Origin of the sequence: Xanthomonas sp. 4461, from assembly GCF_024806475.1 — a bacterium.
Classification (GTDB): domain Bacteria; phylum Pseudomonadota; class Gammaproteobacteria; order Xanthomonadales; family Xanthomonadaceae; genus Xanthomonas; species Xanthomonas arboricola_F.
Genome location: NZ_JANTYV010000001.1, coordinates 1,156,860 through 1,172,675 on the forward strand (window position 1 = coordinate 1,156,860; position 15,816 = coordinate 1,172,675).

Here is a 15,816-nt window from a genome sequence, read left to right on the forward strand (position 1 = left end):
GCCGCGTCATCGCATCGATGACGCTGGCCTGGAACTGACGCGCTCGATGGGCACAGCCTGCGCCCGGATGTTTGGGTTTTGTTTGCGGTGCAGCCAAATGCAAACGCAGCGATCAACGCCATCCCCGCGTTGTCGACAACCGGCAGCAGCGCACCGCTGCCGGTCTCACTCAGGCGTGACCACCTACCGAAGGCGTCTGCGCCTCCAGGGTTTCCAGCTCGCGCGCCACCGCTTCGGGCGACTTGGTGAAAGGCGCGATCAGGCTGTAGAACGCCGGCACCACGTACAGCGACAACAGCGTGGACAGCGACACGCCGAAGATCACCACCACACCGATGGTGGCGCGACTGGCCGAGCCGGGCCCGCCGGCCACCACCAGCGGAATCGCACCGACCACCGTGGCGATCGAGGTCATCAGGATCGGGCGCAGACGCACCGAGGCCGATTCGACGATGGCCTGGTGCACGCTGCGGCCTTCGTCGCGCAACTGATTGGCGAACTCCACGATCAGGATGCCGTTCTTGGCCGCCAGGCCCACCAGCATCACGATGCCGATCTGACTGAACAGGTTGAGCGTGCCGCCGGTGACCCACAAGCCGACCAGCGCGCCCAGCACCGCCAGCGGCACGGTGAGCATGATCACCAGCGGATGGGCGAAGCTTTCGAACTGCGCGGCCAGCACCAGGTACACCACCAGCAAGGCCATGCCGAAGGTCAGCAGCACCGCGCTGCCGGATTGCTGGTATTCGCGCGATTCGCCCTTCCAGTCCAGCTGCGCGTATTCGGGCAATTCTTCCTGCGCGGTCTGCTGCGCCCAGGCGATGGCATCGCCCAACGGGTAGCCCGGCGCCAGGCCGGCGGTGATGGTGATCGCGCGCAGGCGATTGAAGCGGTTCAAGGTGCCGGCTTCGGCCACTTCGCTCAAGCTCACCAGATTGGACAGCGGAATCAGCTCGCCACGCGTGGAGCGCACGCGGATGGCAGTGAGGTCTTCCGGCGCCATGCGGCCTTCGCGCCCGGCCTGCAGCATCACGTCGTATTCCTCGCCGTTGTCCACGAACGTGGTGACGCGGCGCGAGCCCATCATCGCTTCCAGCGCGCCACCGATGGCGGTCACCGGCACCCCCAGATCGGCCGCGCGCAGGCGGTCGATGTTGACGCGCATCTGCGGCCGGGTTTCCTTGTAATCCGAATCCGGGCCGACCAGGCCGGGATTGGCTTCCATGCGCTGCAGGATGCGGTCGCGCCACTGCGCGATCTCGGCATAGTCCGGGCCACCGAGCACCAGCTGGAACGGTTGGCCGCGGCTACGCACCAGCCCGCCGCTCACCTGCGTGCGCGCACGCACGCCGCTGAGCACGTTGAGTTTCTGCTGCAGTTCGTCGGCCACTTCGGTGGTCGGTCGGGAGCGCTTTTCCCAATCCTGCAAAAACACGCTGACCCGGCCGGTGTGCATTTCCTCGCTGCTGCCAAAGCCGCCGGGCACGCGCGGGTTGGCACGCACGATCGGTTTGTCCGGCCCCACGTACGGGCGCAGGATGTCTTCGACCTGATGCATCTGCCCGACGGTGTAATCGAAGCCGGCGCCTTCGGGCCCGTCGATCATGATCTGGAAATTGCCACGATCTTCCGCCGGCGCCAGCTCGGAGGGAATGCGGCCCATCAACCAGGCGCTGGCGCCCAAGGCCAGCAGCATGAGCAGCGCGAAGATCCAGGTTCGGTGCACGTGACGCTCCAGCGAGCGCCCGTACGCGCCGGACACCGCCTGCATGCGCCCGTCAAACCACCGATGGAAGCGATTGGGTTTGGCCTGGCTGTGCGAGCGCAGCAGCTTGGACGACATCATCGGCGTCAGCGTCAGCGCCACGAATGCCGAGATCGCCACCGCCGCGGCCAGTGCCACCGCCAACTCGCGGAACAAACGCCCGGTATTGCCTTCCAGAAACCCCACCGGCAAAAACACCGCCACCAAGACGGCCGTGGTCGCGATCACCGCGAAGGCCACCTGGCCGGTACCGCGCTTTGCAGCCACCAGCGGCGGTTCGCCCAGATCGATGCGGCGCTGGATGTTTTCCACCACCACGATGGCATCGTCCACCACCAGGCCGATACACAGCACCAGCGCCAGCAAGGTCAGCAGATTGATCGAAAAATCGAACGCGTACAGCGCGATGAACGCGGCGATCAGACACACCGGCACGGTGACCGCCGGAATCAGCGCAGCGCGTGCGCTGCCCAGAAACACCCAGATCACCACCAGCACCAGCACCACCGCTTCGACCAGCGTGTGGTACACGCGCTCCACCGCCGCATCGATGAAGGTGGTGGTGTCGAAGGCGACGAAGATGTTGGTACCCTGCGGCAGCGACTTCTGCACTTCCTCGGCCTGCGCGCGCGCCTCGCGCGCCACGTCCAGCGCATTGGCGGTGGAGTTGCGCACGATGCCCAGGCCCACGTTGGGCACGCCGTTGCTCTGGAAATACGCGCGCCGCTCGGCCGAGGTCAGCTCCACCTTGGCCACATCGCCCAACCGCACCACATAGCCGCCCTCGCCCTTGCTCAACGGCAACTTGGCGAAGTCTTCCGGCTTGAGGTAGCTGCGTTCCACACGCAGGGTGAAGTCGCGCTGCGCCGATTCGATGCTGCCGGCCGGCAACTCCACGTTCTCGTTCTGCAGCGCCGCTTCCACATCGGCCACGGTGAGCTCGCGCGCGGCCAGTTGATCGCGGTCCAGCCAGATGCGCATCGCATAGCGCTGGCGCCCGCCGATACGCACCTGCGCCACGCCGTCCAGGCTGGAGAAGCGATCCACCACGTAGCGCTCGGCGTAGTCGGACAGCTGCAGCGTGTCCATCGTGCTGGAGCTCATGTTGAGCCACAGGATGGGGTCGGCGTCGGCTTCGACCTTGGAAATCTCCGGCGGGCGCGCCTGGTCCGGCATGCGGTCGGAGACACGACTGACCGCGTCGCGCACGTCGTTGGCGGCCGCTTCCACATCGCGCGACTGCACGAACTCGATGCTGATGTCCGACGAACCGTTACGGCTGCGCGCCTCGATGGTCTCGATGCCCTCGATGCCGGCCAGCGCATCTTCCAGCACCTGGGTGATGCGGCTTTCCACCACCGCGGCCGACGCGCCGGTGTACTCCACGTCCACCGAGACGATGGGCGGGTCGATCGCCGGCAGTTCGCGCAGGGTAAGGCGGGTGAACGACATCACCCCCAGCACGATCAGCAACAGGCTCATCACCACCGCCATCACCGGGCGGGTAATGGACAGGTCGGAGAGCTTCATTGTGCCGCTGCCTGCGAGCGCGTCGACGCGGGCGCGGCCTGGTCCACCACCTTCAGGCCCGGACGCAGTTTGCCGGTGCCGTCCACCACGATGCGCTCACCGGCCTTGACACCCTCCAGCACCTCCACCTTGCCGTCGCGCCGCTCACCCAGGCGCACATCGGCGCGTTCCACGCTGCTGTCGGATTTGACCCGGAACACGTACGACTCGCGCCCCACCTGCACCACCGCAATCTCCGGGATCACCAGCGCCTGCCGCGCCGGCTGCAACAGCCGCACATCCAGCAGCATGCCCGGGCGCAGGCGACGGTCGTCGTTGGGGAAGTCCGCACGCACCGTCACCGAGCGGGTGGTCTCGTCGATGCGCGAGTCGATCGCGGCGACCACGCCATCGAAACGCGCACCCGGATACGCCGCCGCGGTGCCATTGACGGCATTGCCGAGCTGCACCAGGCCGAACTGCGATTCCGGCACCTGAAAATCCACGTACATGCGCGCCACATCGTCCAGCGTGGCGATCACGGTGCTGGAGGTGATCAACGACCCCGGACTGATCTGGCGGATGCCCAGCACACCGGAAAACGGCGCACGCACCTCGCGGTCGGTGATTTCCGCGCGCATCTGCTGCACGCGCGCCTGCGCCGCATCGCGCAGCGCACGCTGGGTGTCGACGGTGGACTTGGCCACCAGTTGCTGGCCAACCAGGCCCAACTGGCGGCGATACAGCTGGTCGGTTTCCTCGAAGGTGGCCTGCGCGGCGGTCAGCGCGGCCTGCTGCGAATTGCCGCGCAGCCGCAGCAGCAACTGCCCGGCCTTGACCTCGTCGCCGCTGTCGAAATACACCTGCTCGACCACATCGCTGACCGCCGCAGTGAGCGCGACCGATTCGCGCGCACGCACGGTGGCGATCGATTGCACGGTGGAGTTCCAGGGCTGCACCGCCACCGGCTGCACGACCACCGGGATGGGCTTGGCAGCGGCCGGCGCACTGGCCTGACGGGCACAACCGGACAGCCACACGGCCAACAAGAGCGCGGCGCAACTGCGCGCGCTGGGCAGAACAAGCATCAGAACATCCTGGCGGGGTACCGCGAAAGTTTACCGACCTCGCCGCCATGCGTTGACAGAAAGGGCGCGCTTTGCACCATGACCAAAGACCCTTGCCGTCCGGGTCACGATGCGCTGGTCGGCGCGCCCTCGATGCTGCAATCCGGTACCCCGGCAAGCCCTGAGGCGCAGACCCGCGCAGTCGTGCCATGGTTGGGTCTGACGCCGCGCACAACGCGCGGGATACTGGATGCAACGTCCTGAAGGCTGCGCTCAGCGCTCCAGCCCCAGAAACTCGAGCACGTGGCGCGCCAGCGCCTCTACATTCTCACCATCGGCGTGAAGATGGATCTCCGGTGTCTCGGGCGCCTCGTACGGCGAGTCGATACCGGTGAAGTTGGGAATCTGCCCGGCCCGCGCCTTGCGGTACAGCCCCTTCACGTCGCGCGCTTCTGCCACCTCCAGCGGCACATCCACAAACACCTCGACGAACTCGCCCGCATCGAACCGCTCGCGCGCCAGTTGCCGCTCGGCGCGGAACGGCGAGATGAAACTGACCAGCACGATCAGGCCGGCGTCGGCCATCAGGCGCGCCACCTCGGCCACGCGGCGGATGTTTTCCACGCGGTCTTCGTCGGTGAAGCCCAGATCGCGGTTGAGCCCATGGCGCACGTTGTCGCCGTCCAGGATGAAGGTGTGGTAGCCCAGCGCATGCAGCCGCTTGTCGACCAGGTTGGCGACCGTGGATTTGCCCGCGCCCGACAAGCCAGTGAACCACAACACGCGCGGCGCCTGGCCCTTGATGCGCGCACGCGCGGCGCGATCCACGTCCAGGTGCTGCCAGTGCACGTTGCCGGCGCGGCGTAGCGCGAACTCCAGCGTACCGGCCGCTACGGTGGCATTGCTCTGGCGGTCGATCAGGATGAAACCGCCCAGCACGCGGTTGCGCGCGTACGGCGAGAACGCGATCGGCTCGTCCAGTGCCAGATTGCAGTAGCCCACCTCATTGAGCTCCAGCCGCTTGGCGGCCAGCCGCTCCTGCGTGTTCACATCGACCTTGTGCTTGATCTCGCTGATGCTCACGGTGACCGTACGGCTGCCGATCTTGAGCCAGTACGGGCGGCCCGGCAGCAAGGCGGCATCATCCATCCACAGCAGATGCGCGGCGAACTGGTCGGCCACTTCCGGCGGGTCGTCGATGGCGGCGATGATGTCGCCGCGGCTGATATCGATCTCATCGCGCAAGGTCAGCGTGACCGCCTGACCGGAGCGCGCACTGTCCACCTCGCCATTGGCATCCAGCACCGATGCCACCTGGGTACGGCGCCCGGAGGGCACCACCACCACGGCATCGCCCACCCGCACCTGGCCGGCGGCAATCGTGCCGGCATAGCCGCGGAACTGCGCATTGGGGCGATTGACCCATTGCACCGGCAAGCGCAGCCCGCTGCCGGTCTCAGGCGGCTCCAGCTGCACGCTGTCCAGATGCTGCAGCAGATGCGGCCCGCTGTACCACGGCATGCGGGTGGAAGCGCTGGACAGGTTGTCGCCAGCCAGTGCCGACAACGGAATGCACTGCACATCAGCAATGCCCAACTGCGTGGCCAGCGCGCAGTAGCCCTCGGCGATGGCGGTGAAGACGTCGGCGTCGTAGTCCACCAGATCCATCTTGTTGACCGCCAGCACCACGTGGCCGATGCCCAGCAACGACACGATATAGCTGTGCCGGCGCGTCTGCGCCAGCAAGCCCTTGCGCGCATCCACCAGCACCACCGCCACATCGGCGGTGGACGCGCCGGTGGCCATGTTGCGTGTGTATTGCTCGTGGCCGGGGCAGTCGGCGACGATGAACTTGCGTCGGTCGGTATCGAAGTAGCGATACGCCACATCGATGGTGATGCCCTGCTCGCGCTCGGCAGCCAATCCGTCCATCAGCAACGCGTAATCGATGCCCTCGCCCTGCGTGCCATGCCGGCGGCTATCGCTTTCCAGCGCTGCCAGTTGATCGTCGAACAAACGCTTGCTGTCGTACAGCAGGCGCCCGATCAAGGTGCTCTTGCCATCGTCCACGCTGCCGCAGGTGATGAAGCGCAGCAGCGGCTTGGATTCGTGTTGATGCAGGTAGGCGCCGATGGCGCCGGTAATCGGTAATCGGGAATCGGGAATGGCAAAAGCGGCATCATCGAACGATTCAGACGCAGCGAACTGCTGTTCCGATTCCCCATTCCCGACTCCCGATTCACGGCCCATCAAAAATACCCCTCAAGCTTTTTCTGTTCCATCGACGCACCCGGCGCATGATCGATCATGCGGCCCTGGCGTTCGGAGCTGGTGCTGACCAGCATTTCGGCGATCACCGCTTCCAGCGTGTCTGCAGTCGATTCGATCGCGCCGGTGAGCGGATAGCAGCCCAGCGTGCGGAAGCGCACCGAGCGCAGCTGCGGGATTTCGCCGGGCTGCAGCGGCAGGCGCTCGTCGTCGACCATGATCCAGGCGCCATCGCGCTCCACCACCGGCCGCGTTGCGGCGAAATACAGCGGCACCACCGGGATCTTTTCGCGATAGATGTATAGCCAGATATCCAGCTCGGTCCAGTTGGAGAGCGGAAACACGCGCACGCTCTCGCCGGGCTTGGTGCGCGCGTTGTAGAGATTCCACAGCTCCGGGCGCTGATTCTTGGGATCCCAGCGATGACGCGCATTGCGGAACGAGAACACGCGCTCCTTGGCACGCGATTTCTCCTCGTCGCGGCGCGCCCCGCCGATCGCCGCATCGAATCCGCCCTGCTCCAGCGCCTGCTTCAGGCCCTGGGTCTTCATGATGTCGGTATGCACCGCCGCGCCATGGCTGATCGGGCCGATGTCCTGCGCGACGCCGTCGGGGTTGATGTGCACGCGCAGGTCCACGCCGGTCTCGGCCGCACGGCGATCGCGAAAGGCGATCATCTCGCCGAACTTCCAGCGCGTGTCCACGTGCAGCAGCGGGATCGGCGGCTGCGACGGCGCAAAGGCCTTGAGCAGCAGATGCAGCAGCACCGAGCTGTCCTTGCCGACCGAATACAGCATCACCGGGGCCCGGAACTCGGCGGCGACCTCGCGCAGGATGTGGATGCTTTCGGCTTCGAGCCGGTCCAGGTGTGACAGCGGTGGCAGGGTCATCAGGGTGTCGGGGCGGCGGCAGGCAAGACCAGCCGATGGTAGGCCAAGGCAGCGCAGTGTGTGGCGGGCAGATGTCTGCCTGAAATAAGCGGCCGGCATAACGCGATAACCGGTGATCCTTTCTGGACGGGCGAACGCTTCCCTAACATCGTTCATCCAATCGCCGCTCCTGGATCCGAATGACCGCCGCCAGTTCCGCGCTACCGCCCAGCCCCTTGCCCGACGAGCGCAAGGCGCTGCTGGAACGGTTGGTCGACGGCCTGGATACCGCCTCGCTGTGGTGGCTGTCCGGCTATACCGCCGGGCTGGCGCAGGGCCAACCGCCACGGTCGCTGGCGGTCCTGCCGGGCGGGCAACCGCAGGCGGCCGCGCAGGACAGCCAGCGGCTGACCGTGGTGTACGGCAGCCAGACCGGCAACGCGCGCCGCCAGGCCGAACAACTGGCCGCCGATGCCGAGGCCGCCGGGCTGAGCGTGCGCTTGCTGCGCGCCGACGCCTACCCCACCCGCGAGCTCGCCAGCGAACGCCTGTTGTACGTGGTGATCAGCACCCAGGGCGAAGGCGACCCGCCGGACGATGCGATCGGCCTGGTCGAATTCCTGGCCGGCCGCCGCGCGCCCAAGCTGCCCGAGCTCAGGTACGCGGTCCTGGGCCTGGGCGATTCCAGCTATGCGCAGTTCTGCGGCATCGCGCGGCGCATCGACGACCGTCTGGCCGAGCTCGGTGCCAGCCGAGTGCAGCCGCGCGGCGAAGCCGACCTGGACATCGACAGCATCGCCGACCCGTGGCGCGCGCAAGCGCTCAAGCAAGCGCGCGAGCTGCTCAAGAGCGCTCCGCACTCGGCCACGGTCACGCCATTGCGCAGCAACCCGGTTGCGCCGGCGTGGTCGCACCAGCACCCGTTTGCCGCCGAGCTGCTGGCCAACCAGATCATCAGCGGGCGCGACTTCAAGGGCCCGGGCTTTCGCGTCTATGCGCAGCCCGGCAAGCGCGTGCGGCACCTGGAATTTTCGTTGGAAGGCAGCGGCCTGAGTTACGAGCCCGGCGATGCGCTGGGCATCGTCCATCGCAATCCGCCGGCATTGGTGGATGCGGTGCTGCAGACCTTGCGACTGGATGGTCATGCCGCCGTCACTGTCGGCGACCAGACTCTGGCCTTGAACGAGTGGCTGGCGACCCGGCGCGAACTGACCAAGCTGTCGCGGCCGTTTCTGACCGCCCATGCCGAGCGCGCGCGCGCAGACGAACTGCAGGCGCTGCTCACCCCTACCCAGACTGCCGGCCTGGCGTCGTTGCTCTCCGATCATCAAGTGATCGACGTGCTGCGACGCTGGCCGGCGGATTGGGACCACGCCAGCCTGCTGGACACCCTGCGTCCACTCACCCCGCGGCTGTACTCGATCGCCTCCAGCCGCAAGCGCGTGGGCGATGAGGTGCACCTGGCGGTGGATGAACTCAATTACCAGGCGCACGGGCATGCGCACCTTGGGTCGGCCAGCGGCTTTCTCGCCGCACTCGCCGAAGGCGATACCGCCCCGGTCTACATCGAACCCAACACACGCTTCCGCGTGCCGGCCGACGCCGACCGCGACATCCTGATGATCGGCCCGGGCACCGGCGTGGCGCCGTTCCGCGGCTTTGTGCAGGAACGCGCCGAAACCGGCGCCAAGGGCCGTAACTGGCTGTTCTTCGGCGCCCAGCATTTCAATACCGATTTCCTGTATCAGGCCGAATGGCAGCAGGCCTTGCAGCGCGGCGAACTGCATGCCTTGGATCTGGCGTTCTCGCGCGACCAAGCCGAAAAAATCTACGTGCAGCATCGCCTGCGCGCGCGCGGCGCCGAGGTATACGCGTGGCTACAGGGCGGCGCGCACGTCTATGTCTGCGGCGCCATCGGCATGGGCAAGGACGTGCACGCTGCCTTGCTGGACATTGTGACCACCCACGGCGCCCGCAGCGCCGAAGACGCCGCCGCGTATCTCACACAGCTGCAGGTGGAGGGACGCTATGCGCGCGATGTCTATTAATGCCGGGAATCGGGAGTGGGAAATCGGGAATCGGTACAGCCCGCAACTGACCTTTCCTGGCAGACCAAGCAGTTTTTTACGACTCCCTATTCCCCATTCCCGATTCCCATGAGCCACTCCGTCGAAGACATCAAATCCGAAAGTCGCCGTCTGCGCGGATCGCTGCAGCAGAGCCTGGCCGATGCGGTGACCGGGGCGCTGCGCGAGGACGATCAGACGCTGATCAAGTACCACGGCAGCTACCAGCAGGACGATCGCGATATCCGCGATGAGCGGCGTCGGCAGAAGCTCGAACCGGCGTATCAGTTCATGATCCGCACGCGTACGCCGGGTGGGGTGATCTCGCCCAGCCAGTGGCTGGCGCTGGATGGCATCGCCACCCGTTACGCCAACCATTCGCTGCGCATCACCACCCGCCAGGCGTTCCAGTTCCATGGCGTGATCAAGCGCGAACTCAAGGCGACCATGCAGGCGATCAACGCCACCCTGGTCGATACGCTGGCGGCCTGCGGCGACGTCAATCGCAACGTGCAGGTTGCGGCCAACCCCTTGTTGTCGCAGGCCCATGCCACGCTGTATGCCGATGCCGCGCGCGTGTCCGAGCACCTGTTGCCCAATACCCGTGCGTACTACGAAATCTGGCTGGACGAGGAACGCGTCTCCGGTTCCGGCAGCGAAGACGAGCCGATCTACGGCGATCGGTATCTGCCGCGCAAGTTCAAGATCGGCTTCGCCGCCCCGCCGCTCAACGACGTGGACGTGTTCGCCAACGACCTGGGCTTCATTGCCATCCTGCGCGACGGCGAGCTGCTCGGTTACAACGTCAGCATCGGTGGCGGCATGGGCGCCAGCCATGGCGACGCGGAAACCTGGCCACGCGTGGCCAACGTCATTGGTTTCGTGACCCGCGATCAATTGCTGGAGCTCGCGACCGCAGTGGTCACCACCCAGCGCGATCTGGGTAACCGCGCGGTGCGCAAGCGCGCGCGCTTCAAGTACACCATCGACGATCACGGCCTGGACACCATCGTGGCCGAGATCGAACGTCGCGCCGGTTTTTCGCTGCAGCCTGCGCAAAGGTTCGCGTTCGAGCACAACGGCGACCGCTATGGCTGGGTCGCAGGCGACGACGGCCTGTGGCATCTGACCCTGTCGCTGCCGGCCGGGCGCATTGCCGACACCGAGACCGGCGCACACCTGAGCGGGCTGCGCGCGATTGCGCAGTTGAACGTGGGCGAGTTCCGGATGACGCCCAACCAGAATCTGGTCATCGCCGGTGTACCTGCGCCGCAGCGCGCGCAGATCGATGCGCTGGTTGCGCAGTACGCGCTGGATGCGGGCAACCATGCCGCCACCGCGCTGGCACGCGGTGCGATGGCCTGCGTGGCACTGCCGACTTGCGGCCTGGCGATGGCCGAGGCCGAGCGCTACCTGCCCGATTTCAGCGCTGCGCTGCAGCCGCTGTTGCAGCAGCACGGGCTTGCCGACACCCCCATCGTGCTGCGCCTATCCGGTTGCCCCAATGGGTGTTCGCGCCCGTATCTGGCCGAGATCGCACTGGTGGGCAAGGCGCCCGGTCGCTACAACCTGATGCTGGGCGGCGACCGTCGCGGCCAGCGTCTGAATACCCTGTATCGCGAAAACATCGCCGAGCCCGAGATCCTGGCCGCGCTGGACCCGTTACTGGCCCGCTACGCCGCAGAACGCGACCAGGCCGGCGACGAAGGCTTCGGCGATTTCCTGCACCGCAGTGGACTGATCGCACTGCCGCCCTACCCCACGCACCGTCACCTCGACCTGGAATTGCTCGCATGACCGCGCTGCCCGCTGCATCGATCACCTCTTCCGCGCTGGACGACCTGGACGCGCTCAACGCGCAACTGGAAAGCCTGCGCGCCGACGAGCGCGTGGCGTGGGCGCTTCAACATGGTCCGCAGGACGCCGCGCTGTCGTCCAGCTTCGGCGCGCAATCGGCGGTCACGCTGCATCTGCTCACCCAGCAGCGCCCGGACATTCCGGTGATCCTGGTCGATACCGGCTACCTGTTTCCGGAGACCTACCGCTTTGCCGATGCGCTGGCCGACCGGCTCAAGCTCAACCTCAAGGTGTATCGCCCGCTGGTCAGCCGCGCCTGGATGGAAGCGCGCCATGGCCGGTTGTGGGAACAGGGCATGGTCGGCATCGACCAGTACAACAACCTGCGCAAGGTCGAACCGATGCGCCGCGCACTGGACGAGCTCAATGTCGGTACCTGGTTCACCGGCCTGCGCCGCAGCCAGTCCGGCGGACGCGCGCAGACGCCGATCGTGCAGAAGCGCGGCGAACGCTACAAGATCAGCCCGATCGCCGACTGGACCGACCGCGATGTGTGGCAATACCTGCAGGCGCACGACCTGCCGTATCACCCGCTGTGGGAGCAAGGCTACGTCTCGATCGGCGACTTCCACACCACCCGCCGCTGGGAACCGGGCATGCGCGAAGAAGACACACGCTTTTTCGGCCTCAAGCGCGAGTGCGGGATTCACGAGGACATTTGAATGGTGGCTGCACACGCAGCCACCACATCACGCCGCAGCGTCTGCTTGCGAGCGCTGTATCCAGTAACGATCGAACAGCCACATCAGCAGCAGCGACAGCCCCACCATCGGAAACAGCAACCCGCACAGCACCAGCAGCACCAGCAACCCGCGCAGGGTGCGTGGGTCGGCGGGCAAGGGCGGCACGCCCAGCCCACCCACCGGCCGTCGCCTCCACCACATCACCGCGGCACTGACGCACAACAGCACGATCGCCGCGCAGGCAAACAACAGGATCAACTGATTGGCAGTGCCGTATTGCTGGCCCAGATGCACATTGATGCCCCATTCCAGCGCGCGCCCCACCGGCCCGTAATCGCGGTAGTGCATGTCCAGCAGCACCGCACCGCTGTACTGATCCAGATGGATCACCCGCTGCTGCTGCAGATCGGCCGGGTAAACCGAAGCCGTATACACACCACGCGCGCCACGCGGCGGCGACACGCTATACCCCGGCGCAATACCGAGCGTATCGAACCGCGCCATCGCCGCATCCAGTCCCATCGCGCCCCTCCCTGGCGCAGCGACACTGCCGGCGCCACCGTGCGCTGCATGGACGGATTGGTTTGACTGGCTTGAATGCTCCGGTTGCTCCGGTTGCCCCGGTTGTTCTGAATGTTCTGAATGTTCTGAATGTTCTGAATGTTCTGAATGTTCTGGATGAGCCGGATGGAAGCCAGCCGCTCTCCCCTTGGGGCTCGAGGACACTGCTTGCGCGCCTTGGCGCGCCCGCGCTGCTGGCACGGACAGGGGCGCGGAGCTGGGGTTGGGGTGAGGATCGGCCGCGTGCACCGCAGCTGCGCGCGGCCCGTCCGCTTGCCCGTCCTGCCATCGCTCGTCCAGCGCACCAGCCGCAGGCAACGCGGACTCCGGCAGACGTGCCTGCCGCAACGACCACGCCGGATCGGTGGTTTCGGATAAGCGTTGCTCCGACATCGGCTGCTGCACGCGCAGGCCGGCCGGATAGCCGAAGTCGTGCCCGTTGGCCCAGCGATTGACCTGCGCTCCCCATAGCCACGACCACGGCATGCCGGTCAGCGCCAGAAACACCAGGACCGCCCCCACGCCGGCACCGGTCACCGCATGCAGGTCGCGCCAGAACAGCCGCTGTTTCGGCGTGCCACGGACGTTGACCACCCCACCGCGCCGCCCGCGCGGCCACCACAGGTACACGCCGGTGAGCACCAGCACGATCGCCCACCCCGCCGCCATTTCGATCAGGCCCCGTGCGAACGGGCCGATCAACTCCAGACTGTGCAGCCGCCGAATCGTCCAGGCCAGGGTGCCGTGCTCGGGCAAGCTGCCCAACGTACGCATGCGATACGGGTCCACATACACCACCCTGCGCGTGCCCTGCGCATCTACCAGGCCAATCTCTGCACTGGCATCGGCACGTTTGGGCGTGGTGTAGCGGAACAACGTGCCGCCACCGTCGCGCTGCGCGACCTCCACCAGGTGCTGTGCAGACGCGCGCGCCGCGCCCACCGGCACCACTTTCAAACCGTGGTGCACCGTGCGATCGATGGCGTCCTGATACAAGAATGCCGCGCCCGTCAGCGCCAGCCAGATGATGAAAGGCAGCACCAGCAGCCCGGCATAGAAATGCCAGCGCCACACCGCGCGATAGAACCGCCAGCGACCATCGCCCGGCGCCAGGTCGACGCTGGCAGTCCCCGTGCGTGTGCGCATCAGAAGCTCCAATCCCAGGACACCGACAGCGCGCGGCCATCGCCCGGCGAATAGCCGGAACTGCCGCTGTCGTACCACGCATACACATAGGCGCGATCGGTGACATTGCGTAGCTGCACGCTGAGTGCATTACGCGCATCCAGGTTCCAACGCGCGCCAAGATTGAGCAAGGCATAGCCACCGGTGCGGCCCAGGGTATTGCTGCGCTCCAAGTAATAATCGCCCTGCGCGTTGCCCCAGGCGCTGAGCTGCACCGCTGCACTCACCTGCCACTCCAGCCCGGCGGTGGCCAGCCAGTGCGGCACGTTTTCGATCTCCTTGCCGCGCGTGGCCGGCGCGCTGGGGTCGGGCGTGGCGATGCTGGCCTTCTGACGCGAATACGACATCCACGCACGCCAGTGTTCGGCCGGTTGCAGATTCAGTTGCGCATCCCACCCGCGCCGCAGCGTCCGGCCGACATTGGCCACATCACCGATGCCGGCCACGCCGTTGACGCCGAGAATGGTGGCCACCTCGCCGGACGCGCGTTGTTCCCAATACGCCACCCGCCCATCCAGCAGTGCCGACGGCGCGAATTTGAAGCCGGTTTCCCAGCCATCGTTGATCGATGGCCCGAGATTGCCCGGCTGGCGACGATACGCACCATCGCCGCTACCGATCTGGAAGGTGCGTCCCCAGTTGGCGTACACGCTGCCCTGTTCGCCAACACGATAGCTGGCGCTGAACTTGGGCTGCTTGATGGTGCCGTAGTCGTAGGTCGGCGCCCACACGCCGGCCAGCACGTCATGCAAGGTTCCATCGACACGATCGATGCGATACCCCGGCACCAGTTGCAAACGGTCGACCGGGCGCAGCACGGCCTGCACATAGGCACCGCGAGTGTGCAGATCGTAGTTCCAGTCGCGCAGTTGCGCGCCGCGCACGCGTGCCATGGTGCGGTAGCGCTGCGACCGGTTGTCTTGCCACTGCGCATCGGCGCCGGCTTCCAGCGCCGCGTTCCACATGCCCCAGCCGGGCTGCCAGTTGCCACGCAGCAGCACGCCGCGATGGGTTTCAGCGGTGTCGCGTTCCTGCTGCAGGCCGGCTGCGGAAAACCGTACCCAGCGTTGATTGCGGTAGTCATTCTGGTAGGCCTTGGCGCTCCACTGCGCATCGGCACCCAGCGTGCCATCGGAGTGCAAGGCGGTATGACGCACACGGCGTTCGCTGCGATCGTCCTGCGCATACGCAGGCGAACTGCGCGGCGCCGCACGCGCACTGGCCGCATCCAGATACCCCGCCTCCAGCGCGTGGTTGTCGTAGTAGCGCGTGGTCAGCCCGGCACGGAAGGCGCCATCCGGGTCGGTATAGAACCACTTGCCGGCCACGCTGCGTTTGCGCGCATCGGCGTGATCGCGATACCCAGCGGAATCGCGCCAGGCCAGCACATAGTTCTGGCTCCACGGGCCCCGCTCCCAGCCCTTGCCCAGTTGCACCTCGCGCGCACCGAAGCTGCCGGCGGTGACGCTGAGGCGGCCATCGTTGCCACCGGTGCGGGTCAGCACATCCACGCTGCCGGCGATGGCGTTCAGGCCGTACCGCGCATCGTTGGTGCCGCGCACGATTTCGATGGCGCTGATGTCCTGCGCAAACACCGCATCCAGATACGGCATGCCACCGGCGTTATCGTTGCTGGGAATGCCGTCGATCAGCAGTTTGACCGCGCTGATCCGTCCCTCGCCGTTGAAGCCGCGGAACGAAAACCGCCCTGCATCGGTCCCCATACGGAATTGGGTCACCTGCACGCCGGGCGCGCGCATCAACAGTTCCCAGCTGTAATCCACGTGCTGATCGTGCAGCAGCGCACCACCGATCACATCGACCGAACTCAGCACGCGCGCCGTACTCGGTGTGCGCTGTGCGTGCTCGCTCACCTGCACCTTGCCCAGTGTCAGCGCGGCATCCTGCGCCTGTACCTGGCAGGCCTGACCGCACATCAGCGCCAACGACGGCGCGTACCACATCGTTTTCGACAACCGCAAACGC

The 15,816-nt window shown here is 66.4% G+C and carries 9 protein-coding genes; 3 read left to right on the forward strand and 6 right to left on the reverse strand.

What is annotated here, in order from left to right:
- Window positions 1-169 precede the first annotated feature (169 nt).
- The 4 genes from FHY19_RS04985 to cysD all read right to left on the reverse strand — a co-directional run bounded on the left by FHY19_RS04985 (window position 170) and on the right by cysD (window position 7,499).
- Window positions 170-3,295 carry an efflux RND transporter permease subunit gene (locus FHY19_RS04985; protein WP_259162471.1) on the reverse strand — a complete coding sequence of 1,042 codons (3,126 nt, stop codon included), beginning with the start codon at window positions 3,293-3,295 and terminating at the stop codon, window positions 170-172.
- Entirely contained in the window at window positions 3,292-4,362 is a 1,071-nt protein-coding gene (locus FHY19_RS04990) for an efflux RND transporter periplasmic adaptor subunit (RefSeq protein WP_259162478.1), read from the reverse strand. The genes FHY19_RS04985 and FHY19_RS04990 overlap by 4 nt, the downstream gene beginning before the upstream one ends.
- A 252-nt stretch (window positions 4,363-4,614) precedes the next feature.
- The gene (gene cysN / locus FHY19_RS04995; RefSeq protein WP_259162485.1) at window positions 4,615-6,591 is read right to left on the reverse strand and encodes a sulfate adenylyltransferase subunit CysN; all 1,977 of its coding nucleotides are present in this window, start codon (window positions 6,589-6,591) and stop codon (window positions 4,615-4,617) included.
- Window positions 6,591-7,499, reverse strand: a complete 909-nt coding sequence (gene cysD / locus FHY19_RS05000) for a sulfate adenylyltransferase subunit CysD (RefSeq protein ID WP_259162492.1) — start codon at window positions 7,497-7,499, stop codon at window positions 6,591-6,593. Before cysD ends, cysN begins: the two co-directional genes overlap by 1 nt.
- A gap of 179 nt (window positions 7,500-7,678) precedes the next feature.
- Here cysD and FHY19_RS05005 point away from each other — a divergent pair, with 179 nt between their 5' ends.
- The 3 genes from FHY19_RS05005 (at window position 7,679) to FHY19_RS05015 (ending at window position 12,063) form a co-directional block, all read left to right on the forward strand.
- Window positions 7,679-9,526, forward strand: a complete 1,848-nt coding sequence (locus FHY19_RS05005; protein WP_259162500.1) for an assimilatory sulfite reductase (NADPH) flavoprotein subunit — start codon at window positions 7,679-7,681, stop codon at window positions 9,524-9,526.
- Window positions 9,527-9,634: 108 nt separating this feature from the next.
- Window positions 9,635-11,341 carry an assimilatory sulfite reductase (NADPH) hemoprotein subunit gene (gene cysI / locus FHY19_RS05010; RefSeq protein WP_259162509.1) on the forward strand — a complete coding sequence of 569 codons (1,707 nt, stop codon included), beginning with the start codon at window positions 9,635-9,637 and terminating at the stop codon, window positions 11,339-11,341.
- Window positions 11,338-12,063, forward strand: a complete 726-nt coding sequence (locus FHY19_RS05015) for a phosphoadenylyl-sulfate reductase (RefSeq protein WP_259162523.1) — start codon at window positions 11,338-11,340, stop codon at window positions 12,061-12,063. The genes cysI and FHY19_RS05015 overlap by 4 nt, the downstream gene beginning before the upstream one ends.
- 27 nt (window positions 12,064-12,090) lie before the next feature.
- On the opposite strand, the gene FHY19_RS05020 is transcribed toward FHY19_RS05015, so the two are convergent.
- Together FHY19_RS05020 and FHY19_RS05025 are read right to left on the reverse strand one after the other, a co-directional pair.
- Window positions 12,091-13,791, reverse strand: coding sequence for a PepSY domain-containing protein (locus tag FHY19_RS05020; RefSeq protein WP_259162526.1), 1,701 nt, complete (start codon window positions 13,789-13,791; stop codon window positions 12,091-12,093).
- Window positions 13,791-15,794, reverse strand: coding sequence for a TonB-dependent receptor (locus FHY19_RS05025; RefSeq protein WP_259163980.1), 2,004 nt, complete (start codon window positions 15,792-15,794; stop codon window positions 13,791-13,793). Before FHY19_RS05025 ends, FHY19_RS05020 begins: the two co-directional genes overlap by 1 nt.
- Window positions 15,795-15,816: the final 22 nt, after the last annotated feature.

Coding starts and splice junctions, on each gene's coding strand:
- FHY19_RS04985 (WP_259162471.1), bottom strand. CDS start 3,295: ATGAAGCTCTCCGACCTGTCCATTACCCGCCCGGTGATGGCGGTGGTG.
- FHY19_RS04990 (WP_259162478.1), bottom strand. CDS start 4,362: ATGCTTGTTCTGCCCAGCGCGCGCAGTTGCGCCGCGCTCTTGTTGGCC.
- cysN (WP_259162485.1), bottom strand. CDS start 6,591: ATGGGCCGTGAATCGGGAGTCGGGAATGGGGAATCGGAACAGCAGTTC.
- cysD (WP_259162492.1), bottom strand. CDS start 7,499: ATGACCCTGCCACCGCTGTCACACCTGGACCGGCTCGAAGCCGAAAGC.
- FHY19_RS05005 (WP_259162500.1), top strand. CDS start 7,679: ATGACCGCCGCCAGTTCCGCGCTACCGCCCAGCCCCTTGCCCGACGAG.
- cysI (WP_259162509.1), top strand. CDS start 9,635: ATGAGCCACTCCGTCGAAGACATCAAATCCGAAAGTCGCCGTCTGCGC.
- FHY19_RS05015 (WP_259162523.1), top strand. CDS start 11,338: ATGACCGCGCTGCCCGCTGCATCGATCACCTCTTCCGCGCTGGACGAC.
- FHY19_RS05020 (WP_259162526.1), bottom strand. CDS start 13,791: ATGCGCACACGCACGGGGACTGCCAGCGTCGACCTGGCGCCGGGCGAT.
- FHY19_RS05025 (WP_259163980.1), bottom strand. CDS start 15,794: ATGTGGTACGCGCCGTCGTTGGCGCTGATGTGCGGTCAGGCCTGCCAG.